Origin of the sequence: Aliivibrio logei (assembly GCF_001691055.1) — a bacterium.
GTDB lineage: Bacteria > Pseudomonadota > Gammaproteobacteria > Enterobacterales > Vibrionaceae > Aliivibrio > Aliivibrio salmonicida.
Window position 1 is genome coordinate 24,633 of record NZ_MAJU01000009.1, and the last position, 19,208, is coordinate 43,840.

Sequence of the window (19,208 nt, forward strand, 5' to 3'; positions counted from 1 at the left end):
TTTTATGTTTGCAAGTATGACAATTGTATTTAGGGAAGGGCTAGAGATGGCCATTATTGTATCTTTACTTTTGGCTGCAACCAAAGGTATGCCAAACAGAACAAGATGGATTTTAGGAGGTACAAGCATCGGAATTTTGGTCTCTTTATTACTTGCTATTACCGCTTTAAATAGTGAGGTAATCACAACATTAATAGAAGGGAAAATGACAGGAGGGATCATTCTAGCTCTATCAAGTATTCTTATCGGTTATACCGTTATTTGGATGAAATCAAATGGCATGAAAGCCTCACAAGGAATTAAAGCTTCTGTTAGCGAAATTAAAAGTAGTAACAAACCTCTGTTTTCTTTAAGTTTAGTCGCTTTCTTTTGTGTTTTCCGTGAAGGCATCGAAGTTGTTCTGTTTCTATTAGGCCTCACAAGTGACAGTGAAATCACTGGGTTATCTATACTTACTGGCAGTTTAGTTGGGTCGGTGGGTGCTATTGTTTGTGGTGTTGCGATGTACTTTGGTTTTATCAAAATAAACTTAGGTAAAGTCTTCAATTTCTTTGCTGTATTAATGTCATTTTTAGCTGCTGGTATGGCAATGAATGCGGTAAGTAAATTTACCTCGGCAGGATTAATCAACCCAATAATAAATCCATTGTGGAACAGTACAGCGTTACTTGATCACCACACTAATTGGTTCGGTCTTTTCGTTCATGTCATTTTTGGTTATACCGAAAAACCAAGTTTAGCTCAGTTAATTGCTTACCTTACCACATTGAGTATCTTGTTTATCTTAACTAAGAAGCAAACTAAAAAATTGACTCAAAAAAGTACAACAAGTTAATCGATACTGACATTATGATCCTAAAAAACGGCACCTCTTATTAAAGAGGTGCCGTTTGATTATTTAATGACTGTTTCTAACTCTATTATTTAACGCTAGTTACTCGGCTAACACGTTCGCCAGTAAATGATGTTGAACGAATTTGAACCTCACCCGTTACTTTTGGTTTGTTCGCATTATCGTATACAGCCCATGTTTTACCGCCATTTACAGAATATTGCAGCGTTACACCCGGGAATGAAATGTTCATGCTTAATTCACCGTTTGCAATTTCTGCACCTGGGATTGGTAGACGGTAATCAATACCCGCTCTTTCAAGCTTCGCTAATTCACGTTGACCCATAGTGTTTGCAAAGTTCGTCCAATCAGCAAGCTGTGCTTTCTTGTTCACTAGGTTTGTATCTAGAGAGTATTTAACACCTGCTTTGTATTCATTTTCCCAAGACGCTTCATGCCATGCACGCTCTGCTGCTGCAATAACACGTGGGAATACCATGAACTCATATTGCTCATCAGTACGTACTGTCTCAGACCAAAGTTGCGCAGACAAACCGTAGAAAGGTTTCTTCGGTGTTACTGTGCCCGCACTTTCAAAGCCGTTACCGTCACGGTCAACGGATGTTTCCGCATTTTGAGGTAGGTTTTCTGGTGCGAAACCGAACATCTTACGAGTATCTGTTGCACGAGTTGCCCAGTAGTAGCCACGCTCTTTCGCATCCACTTCGTATGGGAAATCCATGTAAACATAATCAGGACTAGAAACAACTACGTCATAGCCTTTATCTGCCCATTCGTATGCTGAAGCACCGCCGCCCCAGTACAGAGTATCCCAGAAGTTTGCACGTACAGATTCAGTTGCAAATGCATCAGCGCCTTCAGAGTGTTTCAAGCCATCTTGCCATGCTTGGAAGTGTGGAATGCCTTGTTTAGCTGCGATTTTCGATACTTGCTCAGCAAAATGGCTTGGCAGGTGTTCGAAATCTGCAACTTCACCGCTTGCAATCAAAGACTGACATTGTGGTGATTTAGCAAATGGGAAATCTTGTTTAGATAGGTCTAAGTCACCTTTCCATCCGATTTTTTCTTCATCATTGATGTCTTGGAAACCAGCGTGAAGTTTGATGTTTTTCGCTTCATCACCACCGAAGTGCCATGTTGATAAAGGAACACCAGCTGTTTTGTGCATTGCAGCAACTTCAGTAATTACTTTATCTACGAACGTTGCAGATGAATCTAAACATGGGTTGATGAAACTTTGTTTGTTGTAGAACTGAACCGTTGTTACGTTTGATTCGTCTTTTGGATCCATCAGACGGTATTCGTTTGCTTCTTCCATCTTGCCTTCAGCAGCAAGACGAGTGTAACGTGCTTCCATTGACATTACTGCTGCACGTGAGTGAGCTGGCATATCGATTTCTGGAATCACTTCAATGTTACGGTTTTTAGCGTACGTTAGGATCTCTAGGTAATCTTCTGTTGTGAAGAAACCTGAACCGAAGTTGTCTGAATCAGCACCTGAACCCAATTGAGGCAATAGGCATGATGTTTCTGATTCATCGAAACAACGTTGGCTACCGATGTCAGTTAGTTCTGGAAGACCAGGAATTTCTAAACGCCAGCCTTCATCATCTGTTAGATGAAGGTGCAGTTTGTTAAGCTTGTAGGCTGCCATTTGGTCAACCGTCGCAAGAATTGCTTCTTTTGAGTGGAAGTTACGAGCAACATCAACCATTACACCACGGTATTCAAAACGAGGAGCATCTTCTACGTTTAGAGTCGGGATTTCTGAACTGTCTAGGCTTACTAGTGCTAATAAAGATTGAACACCGTAGAACGCGCCAGCTTCATCAAAAGCAACAACCGTTGTTTTACCTTCAGTTACATCTAGTGTGTATGCACCAGATACACCATCTTTAAATTGGCTCTTATCAACCGTTACCGATACTGGATATTCACCCGCCGTTTCTAGGCCTAGTAATTCAGCACGTTGGTTAAGTGCTGCAAGTTGGTCTGCATCAATACCGTTAGCTTTAATTAAGATGCCTTTCGCTAAATCAACGGTTTTATTCGTTAATGTTGTCTTCAAAGGTGTTGGGATAATGTGAGAAGACGCATTTACTTCAGCAACATCTGCATTTTTCTCAAAACGCGTATTTGCTGTTGCTACTACGTTATTATCTGCAAGCGTACGCTTTAGTTGAACACCGATGATTTCATCAACATAATCGCCCGTATTTTCAGTATCTAAAGAAATGATATTACGCGCTTCTGCACCTGGAGCCGTTACAAATGCACCTGGCATAAAGTCAGTTTCGAATAACTGCCAATATTCAGCAACCAGTGGAATAACGACTTCTTCGCCAGCAGCAAAACCATCAAATTTATCTGTTGGTTCAAGTTTATGTAAGTCACCCGTTACACGAGTAATTTTAAATTGGTCATTTTCAACATCTAGAATTAAACGAATGCTGTGGAAATAGATTGTCCAATCACTTGAATCAACCGCAGCACCTGTATTGGTTAGCGTCATGTTTACTTTGTTACATGATGCAAATTCAGCTTGAAGATCTTTACAAGCAAGACCGTCATCTGCACCTTGGTTAGTAATCACGGTGTAATTAACATCTAGGTTTTCAGCCAATAGGTTAACTGTTGATTGCTCTGGCGTTGTTGATGAACATGCCGCTAAGCCTGCAAGGATAAGGGTCGATAAAAGCGTTTTTTTAAACATAAGATCAATTCCGTTATGAGTAATTAAATTTCAAATCTGGAATTACAATACAAAAGTTTTTTATCTTTAAAAATTAAGTAAATTCAAATTCATGGCCTAAATCACACTAAATTGAATAATTCACGGTATAAATTAAAATAGTGGGATTTGTATCAACAAATAACAGAATGGAGTTTTATTTAAATTTAACGATCAAAAAAAAATAAACGTGAAGTAGCTCTCAATAATAATTTCAAATAACGTAAGAGACTGATTTTTATTAGAAACACTTTGCATTTAATTGAACCTAAAACGCTTATTTCCAGTGTAAATAAAGTTTAACAAGTTATGTCGTTTTATTTCTAAAACAGTCAATTTTTCTTTTACACTCACTAATTGTTACAAATATTAATAGCAATCGATTGGCATCTCAATTTAAAAAGAAAGCAATGTAACCTCTAACAATTAAAGCGATCTAAATCACTTCATATCGACAAGAAAATCATTACTATACAACTACAATGACAATCAGAACTGGATTTACATAATGAGTGCACTTATCGCAATAGCTATTACAACAGGCATACTTTCAGGTGTGTGGGGTTGGGTAGCCGTCAGTTTAGGTTTATTAAGCTGGGCTGGATTTCTTGGTTGCACCACCTATTTCGCATCACCTATAAACGGTATAAAAGGCATTGGGTTAAGTATTGCAACAAACCTAAGCGGTGTATTTTGGGCAATGGTAATCATTAAACTGTCATCAATGATGAGTTTAGAAATTATTGGCTATGTAATAACCGCGATTGTCGCTTTCTTTATGTGCGCGCAAGCAAAAAAATCTTGGTTAAATTTCATTCCGGGAACTTTCATTGGTTCATGCGCAACTTTCGCGTCCAATGGTAATTGGCAAGTAGTGATCCCTTCTCTTATTCTGGGTGTTTTCTTTGCTTACGCGATGAAGACATCTGGATTGTGGTTAAAAGAAAAATTAGACACAGAAAAGAATGAGGCATTAGTTAATACGAAAGAATCATACCAGTCAAAATAAAGCATTATTTGAATAACATTAGTCTGCGGATAAAAATAACCAAAGGCTTATGATAGTTAAATGTTAGATAATTGACGATTTTTTGAACTCATGTGAGTAATAAATTCAATCATAACGAACACGCTATCGTTTGATATAAAAAACTAAAAACACAGTATGACAGATACAAAAACGCCGCTTGATATTGCTATCAAGCGGCGTTTTTAAAGGTGGCTCCCTTTGCTGGACTTGAACCAGCGACATACGGATTAACAGTCCGGCGTTCTACCAACTGAACTAAAAGGGAACAGGTATTACTTCTCTTAAAGAGAAAAAGATGGTGCCGACTACCGGAGTCGAACTGGTGACCTACTGATTACAAGTCAGTTGCTCTACCTACTGAGCTAAGTCGGCACACTTTATCTTTTGTCATCATCAAGCTAATAGCTTGGTAATGGAATATGGTGGAGGGATAGGGATTTGAACCCTAGAACCGCTATTAACGGTTGCCGGTTTTCAAGACCGGTGCTTTCGACCACTCAGCCATCCCTCCACGGGACTCTATCTGAAGCGTCTGCTTCATCAAGTGATGTCGCGCATTATAGAGAAAATGAGATCAGGCGCAAGTCTTTTTTGAAAAAAAATGTTCGTTTGATTAAAAGTAAACCTAACTGATTGTTTTTTATTTAAAATGAATAAATAACCTCCAATTATCATACAGTTATTGATGCGATACAGTTACGTCCTCTATCTTTAGCTTTGTATAACTGTTCATCCGCAGCCAATAACAATGAATGCTCTGACTGATCATTATCATTTTCAATTAAGGCCACCCCAACACTAATACTTACTTTGCCATAAGAAGAGTGCTCATGAGTAATGTTCAAGTTATAAATACATTCTCTTAATAATTCTGCGGTTTGATTTAATTGTGCAACATCGGTATCGAACTGAATTAAAGTAAACTCTTCACCGCCATATCGATACACTCTGTCAGTTTTTCTTTGTAGAGCTCCCATTAGAGCTCTAGATACACGCACGAGTACATCATCACCTGCTGAATGACCATAATTATCATTATAAAGTTTGAAGTGATCAATATCGAACATGATAAGCCCAACGTTGGTCTTCAACCTGCGTCCTTCAGCCCACTTACTTTCTAAATCAAAATCAAACATGCGGCGGTTTAAAAGATTCGTTAATCCATCTAATGACGCGTGTTTTTCAAGTAAATCGGATTTCAATTTTAAAGCTAACTGATTACGTACACGTTTCTGCAAGATAACCGCATTAAACGGTTTGGTAATAAAATCAACGGCACCCAAATCTAATGCTCGAATTTCATCTTCTGTTGAATGATTCACCGTAATAACGATGATAGGGATATCTTTTGTTTTATCGTCACTTTTTAGCCTTTCAATGACTTCAAAGCCTCCCATTACTGGCATATGAATATCAAGTAAGACCAAATCAATACTTTCATTCAAAATAACATCAAGAGCTTCAGCCCCATTTTGAGTTAAAATAGACGGTAACGGCTTTAATAGATGATGCAATACCTGACGACTGACTGGATCATCTTCAACAATTAATATTTTTTGTTCGCTTAACATACATCGTCACCTTTATCGTCTATCCAACTGATACTAATTCATCGTTTTTTATAGATTAACTGAAGTTTCGCTATTTTTTCTTGAAGAATCTCTCTTCTAAATGGTTTAGGTAAATAATCATCCATACCACTATCAAAACATTTTTGAATGTCATCGTCCAATATAGAAGCTGTAAGCGCAATAATCGTTGTAAGCGTCATATCTTCATTTTTTTCTAACTGCCGAATCGCTTTTGTTGCTTCAAAGCCGTCCATAACCGGCATCATGCAATCCATTAATACCACAAGAATCTCTTCATGATGTCTTTTATACAGTTCAACCGCTTCTGCACCATTGTTAGCAATTTTATATTCTATACCCAACATTTTAAGGTTAATCGAGACAACTTGCTGATTAATTTTGTTATCTTCTACGATAAGAACCATACCATTGCCACGCTCGGTTTCTCCTTCTTTTGCTTCAACCTCTGTGGTTTCACTCTCATGTGAATGCTCAAAAACAGAATGCAGTAAGTTATCTAAACGTGAACCTAATAATGGATACGTCACATAGCCACTCACACTGTCTATTTCTGCATTGTTATCGGTGTTATTTCGAACGAGTACGATAGGCAGTCGTGGGTATTTTTCTTTAACGACATCAATTTTATCTTGGAAATCTTCTTTTTCTAGCACAACCAAAGAATCAGAGGTTTCTTGAACTTTAATTTCTTCAATCGAATACACTTTCTCAACATGGTAACCATAACCACTCACTTCACTAATAAACAGTTCTTTGGGTGACTTTGAACAATAAATAATGGTTTTATTTCTTCTTGTTTTTGACACTTTCTCAGGCGCATGGTCTTTTTCTAATTCAAGCGAAAAATAAAATTCACTACCAACACCTTTGCTGGATTTTAATTTAATTTCATCGCCCATCATTTTGATCATTTTAGACGAAATAGCCAAACCTAACCCCGTTCCTCCGTAGTTCTTTGATGTGTCATCGTCTTCTTGCTTAAATTCTTCAAACACCTGCTCATGTTTACTCTCTTCAATCCCCAAACCGGTATCTTTTACAGAGAAGAAGTAACGATAAGACGTGTCTGTTTCTTCAATTAATGACAATTCAAAAGAGATAGAGCCTGCCTCTGTAAATTTAATCGCATTAGAAGCTAAATTCATGAGAACTTGTCTGATTTTTTGCTCATCGGCTTTTACATAAGTAGGAAAATTTTCACTCATAATAATTTTAATGTTAACCCCTTTTTGCTGTGCTTTAGGGGCAATCAACGCTGCAGTATCAAAAATAACTTCTTTTATCTTACAACTATGTGCATTTACTTCTATGTTTCCTGATTCTATTTTAGACAAATCAAGCACATCATTAATGAGCATTAATAAGGTTTGAGACGAGGCATTGATAGTGGCTAGATAATCTTTTTGAATGGCCGTTAATGTCGATACTGACAATATTTCAGTCATACCAATAATCCCATTAAGTGGGGTACGGATCTCATGAGACATATTGGCCAGAAATGAACTTTTTGCTTTGTTGGCTTTAATTTCTTGGTTTTGTGATCGCAATATTCGTTTTTCTAAACGAGAAGTCATCACAACTGCTGTAATCAGTACACTAATAATAAGAAGGAAAATAACAACGGAAAGCACTTGGCTATAAAAATAAAACCGCTCAATTTTGTTTGTCGCTTTTACAGACACAGTATCAAATAATACATTAAGGCGTTCTTCTACATCATGAATTGTCGCTCGTATTTCACCATGCAGGCCTAAGCGATAATTATAACCAACAACACTGTGCAGTTTTTGAATATTAATAAAGCTATTTTTAAATGTCAGGTAAGTCTTGTCTATCTCTTCATTATCAAAACGGGCAATCTCCATTTCCATGAAATTAAGCAATTGAAAGATCTGTTCCAACTTAAACAAAACCGTTACTTCTTCTTGCCCTGACATTTCTGAATAAAAATCGTAAACTTTCTCTTGTAACATCAACATCATTTGATTCAATTCAATATCATGTAAGACAAGCAGATCTCTTTCTAGTTGGATCGATTCATCTTTCAGCTTTCCGAATAACCCTTGTTCTGTGCCCTTTCCATTTAGTGTCCCTAATAATTCACTCAATTCATGAAAGGAGTACCCATACTCATCAATCGATTGAATTAACCCCAAACTGTCAGAGTTAATATCTATTCCCTCAACCACTAATACTCGATGAATATTAATGAGTTTTCCTTTAAAGCTTTTAATTCCGACTTCTAGACGATCGTGATATTTGATTTCATTTCTGCTCATAAAATCTTTTTCATTACGACGTAACATTAACATGTCATTTTTAGCTAATTTAATTTCGAGTTGCAGCTCAGTGAGTCGCTCTTCGTGCTCATGGAACTGGAAATTCATATAGAAATACAATAATAAAAGCGCCGTGATTACTGCCCCAGCTGTCTGTAATAGCAATTGAATTGAAAAAGAAGCTAAACGTTTCATGCATATCCTTATGACATTTTATGTTGTTAAAAACAGTTTAGGATACTTTCTTATAATAAAAAAAACCTTGGCACCTCTTTAATCATAAAATGATAGAGATCCCAAGGCTTTTTATGACACGATGACTTAATTAATTATCATTAAGCATCGATAAATCATCGTCTGCCGTTGTTTCTTGAGTTGCTGAATCAAAGCTTGAGCTGTCATCCATTACATCGACACCAACGTCTGTATTGTCTGCAGTTGTCCAATCTTGGCCTGATGAATCATCACCACCTTGAACCGACGCGTCCGCATTATCGGCACTACTCCCTTGCATTTCATAGCTTGAATCTACATCAATCAAGCTGAAACCAACCGCACCATCAATAGGATCATCCATTGCTGTCATTCCCATCATCTCAACTCTGACATCGCCAAAAACACTCTCATCTATACTAAGTGTAATCGGTTGAGAAGTATCACTGATAATATAATTACCCTCTCCATCGGATAAACCTTGAGTTGGCTCCACACCATCAGGTAGGCCAATAATATGAATATGATCAACGTCTGCATTTTCAGATATTTCCGTCGGAATATCTATATTAAGAGTATCGCCCGGCGCAACGGTATAATCCGCCTCTGTTTCTGGTTCAGTTTGTGCTCCTTGAGGCTCTGCAACATTCGTTTGAGTTATTGGTGCAGAGTCACTATCTACGCTGTCTTGTGTCAGAATAACTTGGTGACTTACACCGTCAGATGTTGAGAAATTGACATTTACTTCTCCATCATAATCTGGATTTGTCCAGAAGCTCCACGTCCCGTTATCATTATCAATAAGAGTTCCGTTGTCTCCTGAATACGTCACATCAGAAATGACATTCTCAGCGTTATTATTATCAAGAGAATTCAGTAAATCAGCACTCAATAATAGAGCATAACCATCATCATCAAGCTCAAAAGGAGACTCATCCGAATGATTACTGCCCAATTCTTGGGTAATCGGGTTATCTGCTGGATCTTCGACTTCATCCAATGACACAACCGACACGGTAACAAAGAAATTACCGTTGAAATCCGCTGGCGGTACCATTGTCATGCTATCGAGGTTCCAATCACCAATATCAACACCTTGGCCTTCTTCAGTTATCGTTACGGTATGCTCGCCATCACTAACAACAAACCCAATTGGGTACCCTGTCATCACAACACTCGTCATAATTTCAGAGGTATCTAATTGCTCAATGTTCAGCCCGAAATGACCCATTGAATCTTCAGGGAAGACCAGTGGCCCATCAAAACTGGTCGTTATAGCAACGCCGTCAGCAACAGGACGAATATACACATTCATGTCCATGCTAACTTCTGTCGAACCATCGGTAACAACAACTTGTAGGCCCGTTGTACCAGCAAAGTCATCTGTTGGAGTAAATGTCCACGTACCATCCTCATTGTCAATGACGGTACCTTCTGCTTCCTCCCCCTCTGCCGTGATCACCCTTGATACCGTTAATGCACTATCTACATCACCAAATAGGTCTATAAGATCCGCGCTATTGAAGGTGATTGCACCATCTTCATCCGTCGCTACATGTGCATTCCCCGATTGGAATGGCGCATCATCAACAGGGATGATATTCACATTTACCGTTCCTTCGGTACTTAGCTCACCGTCGCTGACGACATAAGCAATATCAATTGGCCCGTTGAAATGTTCAGGCACAACAACTTGATATAAACCCTCTTGATTCTGAGTCAGTGACGCCTGTGCTGGTGAACGAATGCTAATACTTTCAAGGATCAGATCCACATTATCGATATCGCTTGCTTGAGATAAGATAAAATTAGGGTCAATCAGTAATACGTCATCTTCACTTTCACTTACCACTATCGTTGGAGCAATAGGCGCATCATTAATTGGAGTCACCGCCAATTGAAGTTCTGTGGCAACGGTATGCAATCCGTCATTCACATCAAAACTCACTTCAAGAGCACCATTCACGTTTTCATCTGGAGTAATGGTATATGAACCATCCTCATTTAAGACAACAGTTGCCCCCCCATTCGTAACAACAAGATTCGTCGCGATTAAATCATCACCATTAATGTCGGTCGCATTTGCTAACAACTCATCTTGAGTTAGTGTAATTGAACTGTCTTCATCAATTACTGCGCTTATTGGCGTGACTTCAGGTGCATACTCAATGGCATCAATATGGATTGTTTGTGTTGTTGTTGCACTGTCTTGGTTCGATTCTTCCGTTGATGTTGCTTCAATGATTAAATCAAATTCATCATTAAACCCTTCGGGTAATTCAAGTGTTAATACTTGGTCCAAAATCACGGTAGGGATAACAATAGGATCATCACCAATCACTGGGATTTCACCGCTATAAATGGATTGATTCACTTCACCTAAATCTATGGTAAAGGTAAAATCATCGTAATCTCGATCGCCACCACCATAAAGATCCTCAATGCCATAAACCAGTTCACCTTGTTCATTCATCGTGGTTCGAGTATGTTCAACGCCATCTTGATTTAAGTTAGTGCTGTTACCACCATGATAAACCGTATCCCCATTTTGGCTCCGAACCAGAGTTTCAATGCCATCCTCATTAATAAATATTAATTGTGGGTCAACAGAACTCATTGTTGATTGAGAACCGTCTTCATCTCTAAATACAAACTGACCATTTTGCATCGAGTTAAAGTTATTATGGTTAAACCCATTTGGCACAACAAATAAGTTAAAGCTTTGTCCTTCTTCAATAGCAAACGAGAAAGAAGAGCTACCCGGGATCAAATTCCCACCGGAACCTTGTTGTGAAGCATTATCATAAATCAGCTCAACACCCGAAATTGACCCATCTTCTTCTACAATGTAGTAACCTGCAGAGTTTTGGAATCCTGCATCTTCACCTTCGAAAGTCACGGTAATATTGGTATCTGCATAACTGGTTAAGCCGTTGGTTTGATCATTAATAATGGTACTTCCATCATAATGAATCACACTGCCTTCTGGTGCACCACCAACCGTCACACTTAACGTTTCAGAAAGATCTTGGTCTACCAACTCGGCACCCAAATTCAACTCGATGATATTAGCATCATCTCTAATTTCATCGCCTTCTTCAATCACTTGCCCATCGCCATCGGTAATCACTAGCTCTGGTGCATCAGCCACCGCTTCAACAGTAAATGTTAATGGTGACGTTGTTGTCTCTGTATCTCCATTTGAATTCTCTACTGATGTAGCAGACACTTGAAGATTCACTTCACCACTGAAATTTTCTGCTGGTAAAAACTGCACATCATTTTGCGCCCATCCGTTTACATCTACCGAGTTTTCATCTGCTGTTGCGGTAAAGGTATTAACACCATCACTCAACATTGCGCCTTCAGGTATATTCTCGACAAGCACCGATTGCATACTTTCAGATCCATCGATATCCGTTAGAGCCGCACTAATATCAATTCCGATATTTTGGTCTTCAACGGGTACTTCTACGATTTGTATCTTATCAAGTACACCGCCTAAACTGTCACTTCCTGGAGCATCAAACTCCAGACGCGGATTGTCTGTTGTTGCGGTTAATTCATAGTTATAAGTACTCCAACCAACCGTGGGTTGAGTAATACTGTCGATCAGTTGACCATCAAAATAAACATCAATTTGTGACCCTTCTCCGACATAACCCTCTCGTGCTGAGTAATCAAATGTTAAAGAGATCGTTTCTCCCGCTTGAAGATCCAAGTCTTGATAGATATTCGACTCATCACCAGGGTGAGCTTCAAGTTCAATAACTCGGCCTCGCCCATCATCAACGCCGGTATAAACAGACTCTTGATTGGTTTCAATGAGACCTAACGCATTATCAGTGCTCCACTGTGCAAGGATGTCATTAACGTTGCCATCATCTTCTGTGGGGAAATCAGTAATCGAAGCATTACCCAGTGAAAGCGTTAAGGTAGGAGCATCGGCATCTGGGGTTATGCTGATCGTTGAAGCGAAATCAACAGCGACGGTTCCATCAGAAACACTCACCGTTAATGCCACCTCTCCACTCGCATCAGGGTTTGGGGTATATAGCCAATCTCCATTTTCATCCTGAACAACCATGCCCTGATCTTCAGGGACTGAAATTCCAGAAATAGAAAGTGTATCACCATCAATATCTGATGCATTTTGCAGTAGCTCAGAAGCCGTGATTAAAATGGAGCCGTCTTCATTAACAACAAAATTGGCTTCTGTAAATGTAGGGGCATCGTTTACTGCATTAACAGTAATATTGATCGCTGCCGCGACACTTTCTGTTCCATCCGTGACAAAAAACTCAAGGTTTACAGAACCATTAAAGTCTTCATTTGGTGTAAAGGTATGAGTACCGTCATCATTCGAAACTAACGTTCCATCGTCACCAGTGTAAGACACGGAATCAACGCTCAGTTCATCGTTATCAACATCAGATGAACCCGCAAGAAGCTCCTCATCAGTAATGATAAGTACACCGTCTTCATTTAGTGTAAATTCATGATCTTGTACTACCGCTAGATCATTTACAGCAGTAACAGAGACATCGACTTGAGCAGGAACAACGGCGCCATTCCCATCATCAACACTGTAATTTATTGAGAATTCACCATTGAAATTTTCATCAGGGGTAATGGTGTAAGTACCATCACCATTATCAGTAATGACGCCATTGGGCATTGAAATGTCGGCGATAGACGCCTCGCCATTACCTGAATTTCCTTCTCCTTGCTCTGAGTTACCAGCCCCTTCAGTGTTGGTATTTTCAGATTCATGCTCAGAACCATCGACCACATCACTAATTTCAATCGCATCTAGATTTCCGATCACTTCAGCAGATGTTGGTACCGTAAATTGATCTTCCGAACCTGTAAATTGAGCAGGAACGATAATACCATCAACGACATCAAATACATGCCAATGGTCGCCTGTCGCATCAGTAGGTAAATCTGGCACAAATGAGGTCACTAAGGTATCGCCAACAAAGACATCAACTTTAACGTCATCAACACCCTCTACATCCCATGAACGTGCCGTATAATTATGTACTGAGTAATGCATATTCGCATCAGAGTAATTCGGTACAGAGATCGTCTCTGGGCCATAGCTGTTAGTATCATCAACATCTTGCTGAACCGTTCCGTCCCCCAATTGGTGCGACATATCTTGGTAGTAAATATGATCGAGCTCTGCACCAGTCTCGGTATTGTATAACCACAGATGATTATCTAAATCACGGGTTTCGCTTGAATCTCCCCATGTCACAACAATGCGCATATCGGTCACATCCATGACTTCAGATATAGCAACAGTGCCACTGCTTAATGTGTCTCCTTCATTAATCGTAAAGCATGAAGTAATACAATCCTCTTCTTCGATGGTTACCGTTCCTTCGCCAACAATCAATCCGGTAACAAAATACGACCCATCAACATCAGTAAGTGTACTCGCACTGTTACCGTACTCATCACTTAGTTCAACTTCTACTCCTGCAATGGGTTCGCCATTTTCTGCATTAACAACAACCCCAGTCGCTGTTGTTTCAGAACCTTGATTCCCAATATTCGCCGTTAAGTCATCATTATCAACATCGGTAGCAAATTGCAGTAACTCTTCTTGAGTAACCGTATAAGACCCATCTTCTTCAATGATAATTTGGACATCAGCAGAAATAACAGGAGCATCATTTACAGGATCAACCGTTAACTGTAGATTCGATGCTACGGTATCGGTTCCATCATGAATACCATAGTTAACATTAATCATCCCATTAAAATCTTGGTGCGGCGTAATAGTGAATGAACCATCATCATGCGACACTATTTCTGCATTTTCAGCAATCAAATCAAGTGCAGATAAAGCATCGCCATCAATATCTGCAGCGTTTGCTAATAATTGTGCTTGAGTAATCGTGATCGAATGATCTTCATCCGTTGACGCAGACACATCACCAGAAACCACCGTTAAATCATTCACTGCATCGACGGTTAAATCAATTCCCGCTGCAACAACATCAATGCCGTCACTCACATCAAAACGAATGTCTAACTGACCATTAAAATCCTCATCAGGAGTAATCGTAAATGAACCATCCTCATTCTCAACAATTACAGCATTCTCACCCACAGAAAGATTCGATGCCGTTAAGTCATCACCATCAACATCGACAGCATTCGCTAATAACTCTTCTTGAGTTAAGGTAATTGACCCATCTTCATCAATAGTAAGCTCAAGGTTACCTGTTGTAATTGGCGCATCTTGCTGAGGGATAACATCGACAGTAACGGTTGCTGAATCAAACGAACCATTACCATCGGTTACGACATAATGGAAATCAGCCTCTCCTGAATAGTTTGGATCTGGCGTATAAAGTATTTGTCCATCTTCAGTTAGTGTCACTTCACCGTGAGAATTATCCGTGGTATGCACATCAACGATAGTCAGAGGATCCCCATCGGCATCGGTATCATTGGCTAATAAATCACTGACATTCAATATTAATTGACCGTCTTCTAGCACTTGAATCGGTGTTGAAGTAATGCTGCCATCTACATTGATCAACTCTTCGGTTACATCAATGGGCTGACCTGCAGTATTGTAATTTAAATCAAGTGTGAGCTCACTGTTGGTTTCACTGCCATCTGGTTGAATAGTAACAAGTTGAAGTTCTTCTGACAGTGTACGAGATACCGTCATATTTTGAACAACGTAAGTACCACCGCCGCCAGATGTTCCTAGTTCAAAATGATGTACAGGTTGATTTGTCGTAAATGAATATTCGTCTTGGAAATCACCCGATTCTCGGTAATCACCTTGAGAATCGATAACATTACCTTCTGCGTCATAAGCCGTAATCATCACTTCAGTAGCATGAGAATCAGATTCATCGAACCAGCTACCAAGACCATCAAGTTGGAATGTAATTTGGTTTACATCTTCGCCCTCAATGGTGACAATTAACTTATCATCATTAGATAACCCATTGTCACTTGTATCACCAATACCGGCTCCCATTGCTGTACCAGCACCATTCCAAGCAAACAAGTCACCATTGGTGGTTTCGGTTGTAATCGTGACACCTTCCTTGGTAAATACCGCAGTGTTACCACTCACTTCACCCCAATCAGATGTTCTTGCTGTACCATCAAAAATAGTGGTCTCGGTATTATTATCAAAACTTCCAACTTCAATATCACAAGTGGCAGATTGTACCTCTAGCGCATCAGAAACAAATTGAACTTCAGTGTCAGCTGAGTATTCTTCCCCAACCACCATTTCAACCCATTCAAACTCATCATTTAGATATTCTAACGTTCCATGTTCAGGCGCAGAATCAAGTCTAATCAGTGGTTCACTTGCCCCTAATTCAGAGTCATCTACAGCAATAACAGGATCGTTAATAGAGACAATTTGAATATTGGCCGTTGTGCTTGCGGTAGCGCCTTCCTCATCAATAATAACGACATCAAAGTCTAATTCACCGAAGTAGTTTTCATTCGGCGTAAACGAATATGTCCCATCCTCATGATCAACCAATTCACCTTCAAAACCAGAATAAACAACCGATTGAACCGCCACATCGCCTTCAACATCACTTGAATTCGCAAGTAACTGTTGATTATTAAAGGTAAGCACATGATCTTCATCTACTTGGTAAGAGGTCGATCCCGCAACAGGGATATCGTTAACCCCTTCAATCGTTAGTCCAATATTGGCCTCAACCGTTGCTTCACTGTCTGAAACCGTAAAGCTCAGATCAACATGACCATTAAAATTTTCATTTGGCGCAAAAGAAAAACTGCCATCCATATTTTCAGACAGAACCCCATTGATACCGGTATAAGTCACGGTATCAATGTGTAGCGTTTCACTATCAATATCCGCAGATCCTGCTAACAATTCTTCTGCCGTAAACGTGATAACACCATCTTCTTGCATCGTAAATAATTTATCAACCGCGGTTGGCGTATCATTCACTGGAGACACATTAACCGCAAACGTCATCGTATCTGTTGTGACGTTTGAGTTTTCTAATTCATTTGAATAAACGGATCGTTCAGGCTCTACATTGACACCAAAGGTATGAGTATCGATGCTTTCATCTCTAAATACCCCACCTTCAGAACTGGTACCTTCGGCACCACTACTGACAGAAGACGAGCGGCCGTTAGGGGCTGGCGAATCAGGATTTTGAGCATTTTGAGACGCAGGTTCCGAATCTGAAGACTCGCCCCCTACATTTTGAGTGTCGCTGCTAGATGGTACCGCCGGCGCATTAGAGTCAGTAGATTCATCCTCACCCAACTCACCATCAACCACATTTGAACCAGTATCATCATTTGCTTCATTACTTTCATCGTCATTACCGGCTTCAGTGTTACTTTCTTCTGAATTTTCCGCTATTGGTGAACCACTCGAATCATCTTCGTCATTCTGTTGTGATTCATCATCGGCAATTAATGGAGCAACAGCATCAGTCCCTGTTGCAACTGTATTCGCCATTGTGGATTGTTGATTATTTTGATTACCCGTAGGGCTATTTGAAGAAGATGAGCTATCTTCGGTTACTACTTGCTCAACTGCACCATTTAGATCTTCGTTGTCGTTATTATTACCAATAGCCATATGTTGCTCCTTGTCACCTAGTACTGACTTAAACACACTAATAAAGAGTATGAGATTCACAAAGGAGCATAGGAAAGGAAATCCAAAAAGACCAAGAGACATATTTATTGTGGACAATAAAAACTTCTGTCCTATATTAACAATATGTATTGAATTAATAGGTTAGTGGCTGTGATTAATATAGATATGTTAGAAGAAATGTTTGGCGGAGATAAAGAGATCACTCAACAATTGTTTGAACTCTATCTTTCTGAAAATTCAACAATGGGCAATACCATATTAGAACAATATGAAGCCAATGACTTACCAACACTTTTCCATACAACTCATACCCTTTCTGGCGCATTAGGGAACTTATGTGAGATGGATATTCTTCCGGCTATTAAAGAAATTGAAGCCGCAACGAAAACGAGTAATCAGCCGAACAAAGAAACAATCAATACCGTGGTTGAAGGGCTAAATGAAATCAAAGAACAAATGGAAAGTTATCTTTCTCGATAAGTACGCATACTTGATAGGACATCATAGGTAAAAAATTAAGGATGGATTTATCCCATGAGTAATTTAGATAAAATTATAGAACGATCCATCAACAACACTCATATCGAGCGATTTAACCATACGGAAGATGGTGAAAAAAAAGTCTCTACTCATAAGATTTTTATCGTTATTGTCGTATTCGCTCTGTTTCTGTTGGTTTGGTCTTCTCAAGCCAGTATTGATATTACTGTCTCAACACGGGGTGAAGCGCTTCTCGATTCTGATGTCGAAAAAGTACAGCATCTTGAAGGCGGGATTTTAAACGAAGTTTATGTCTCTCCTGGCGACTTGGTTTTTAAAGGACAAAAAATCGCATTATTGACTTCCAAAGACCGTGTATCCGAATTAAGTTCAACGCAATACGAGATCACTGGATTGCAAATCGAGCAACAAAAATACAATGCCCTAATCAGTAATAGCACACCTAATTTTACCGCTTATATTAATTTTCCAGAGCTGGTCGAAACTCATTCTTTGTCATGGGAAGAAGAAAGTAATCGTAATCGATCTAGCGATGAATTGATCTTACATGACATCAAACACAAACAAAGTTTAATTGCATCAATGCAACGCCGTGTAAAATCATCCAATTCTCAATTAGGACTGATCAAGCAGCAGCTTAAAATTAAGCAACAACTGTTTGATGAAGAAATGGCTTCTTATGTCGATGTACTTAACATGAAAGTTCAGCACATGAACATGGTGAGAGAAATTGAGAATTTACGCGAAGGTATTTTAAACGAAGAGTTCCAATTAGTTCGCCTTGAAAAATTGCTTGATGACACACAAAAAACACGTAGCACAGATTATTATGCCAAGCTGACTGAAGTGAACAAACAACTCAAAATCAAACTGACTCAATTACCAACCATCAGTGATAAAGTTGATCGTTTATTGGTTTTCTCTCCTGTTGATGGTACCGTTGATAAAGTTAACTATAACTATTTATCCGCCATCATTTCTCCCGGTGACAGTATTGCCGACATTACCCCATTAAAAAACACACTTCATGCTGAAGTCAAAATCCCTCGTAAAGACGTTGGGTTTATCGAAAAAGGGCAAGAAGTAAAACTGAAATTTGATGCTTATAATTTCGCTAAATATGGCGTGATCACCGGCAGTATTTCTTCTATTTCACGCAGTTCTTATGAAGAAAAAGAAGAAGAATATTACCTCGCCAAAATAGACATCACTCAGAACTATTTAGAGCGTAATGGCATTAAATATCATATCTCCCCTTATATGGAATTCACGGCTGACATCAAAACGGGTAACCGAAAAATTATCGATTACGCATTGAAACCCGTAATGGCCGCACTAGATGAATCTTTTGATGAAAGGTAATGA

8 protein-coding genes and 3 tRNA genes are annotated in these 19,208 nt (G+C 39.2%); 4 read left to right on the top strand and 7 right to left on the bottom strand.

Features of this window, described 5'->3' with window-relative positions; all coding sequences use genetic code 11:
- The first annotated feature begins 4 nt into the window (after positions 1-4).
- On the top strand, positions 5-835 hold the full coding sequence (locus A6E04_RS09340; RefSeq protein WP_017023400.1) for an FTR1 family iron permease: 831 nt from the start codon (positions 5-7) through the stop codon (positions 833-835).
- Positions 836-920: 85 nt separating this feature from the next.
- On the opposite strand, the gene A6E04_RS09345 is transcribed toward A6E04_RS09340, so the two are convergent.
- Entirely contained in the window at positions 921-3,566 is a 2,646-nt protein-coding gene (locus tag A6E04_RS09345) for a beta-N-acetylhexosaminidase (RefSeq protein WP_065611035.1), read from the bottom strand.
- A gap of 526 nt (positions 3,567-4,092) precedes the next feature.
- On the opposite strand from A6E04_RS09345, the gene A6E04_RS09350 reads away from it, so the two are divergent.
- Complete coding sequence (locus A6E04_RS09350; protein ID WP_012551478.1) at positions 4,093-4,593, top strand: DUF1097 domain-containing protein; 501 nt, start codon at positions 4,093-4,095, stop codon at positions 4,591-4,593.
- A gap of 210 nt (positions 4,594-4,803) precedes the next feature.
- On the opposite strand, the gene A6E04_RS09355 is transcribed toward A6E04_RS09350, so the two are convergent.
- The 6 genes from A6E04_RS09355 to A6E04_RS09380 form a co-directional block, all read right to left on the bottom strand.
- Positions 4,804-4,879: transfer RNA gene (locus A6E04_RS09355), tRNA-Asn, on the bottom strand.
- Positions 4,880-4,910: 31 nt separating this feature from the next.
- Positions 4,911-4,986, bottom strand: a tRNA-Thr gene (locus A6E04_RS09360).
- A gap of 48 nt (positions 4,987-5,034) precedes the next feature.
- Positions 5,035-5,125 (bottom strand) — tRNA-Ser (locus A6E04_RS09365).
- A gap of 160 nt (positions 5,126-5,285) precedes the next feature.
- Entirely contained in the window at positions 5,286-6,185 is a 900-nt protein-coding gene (locus tag A6E04_RS09370) for a GGDEF domain-containing response regulator (protein WP_065611037.1), read from the bottom strand.
- A gap of 38 nt (positions 6,186-6,223) precedes the next feature.
- A complete protein-coding gene (locus tag A6E04_RS09375; RefSeq protein WP_065611039.1) occupies positions 6,224-8,680 on the bottom strand; it encodes an ATP-binding protein in 2,457 nt (818 codons plus the stop codon).
- Positions 8,681-8,810: 130 nt separating this feature from the next.
- Positions 8,811-17,321, bottom strand: a complete 8,511-nt coding sequence (locus A6E04_RS09380) for a tandem-95 repeat protein (protein WP_065611041.1) — start codon at positions 17,319-17,321, stop codon at positions 8,811-8,813.
- 171 nt (positions 17,322-17,492) lie between these two features.
- Here A6E04_RS09380 and A6E04_RS09385 point away from each other — a divergent pair, with 171 nt between their 5' ends.
- Both A6E04_RS09385 and A6E04_RS09390 read left to right on the top strand, forming a co-directional pair.
- On the top strand, positions 17,493-17,822 hold the full coding sequence (locus A6E04_RS09385; protein WP_017023412.1) for an Hpt domain-containing protein: 330 nt from the start codon (positions 17,493-17,495) through the stop codon (positions 17,820-17,822).
- A gap of 54 nt (positions 17,823-17,876) precedes the next feature.
- Positions 17,877-19,205, top strand: a complete 1,329-nt coding sequence (locus tag A6E04_RS09390; RefSeq protein ID WP_065611044.1) for an HlyD family type I secretion periplasmic adaptor subunit — start codon at positions 17,877-17,879, stop codon at positions 19,203-19,205.
- The last annotated feature ends 3 nt before the right edge of the window (positions 19,206-19,208 follow it).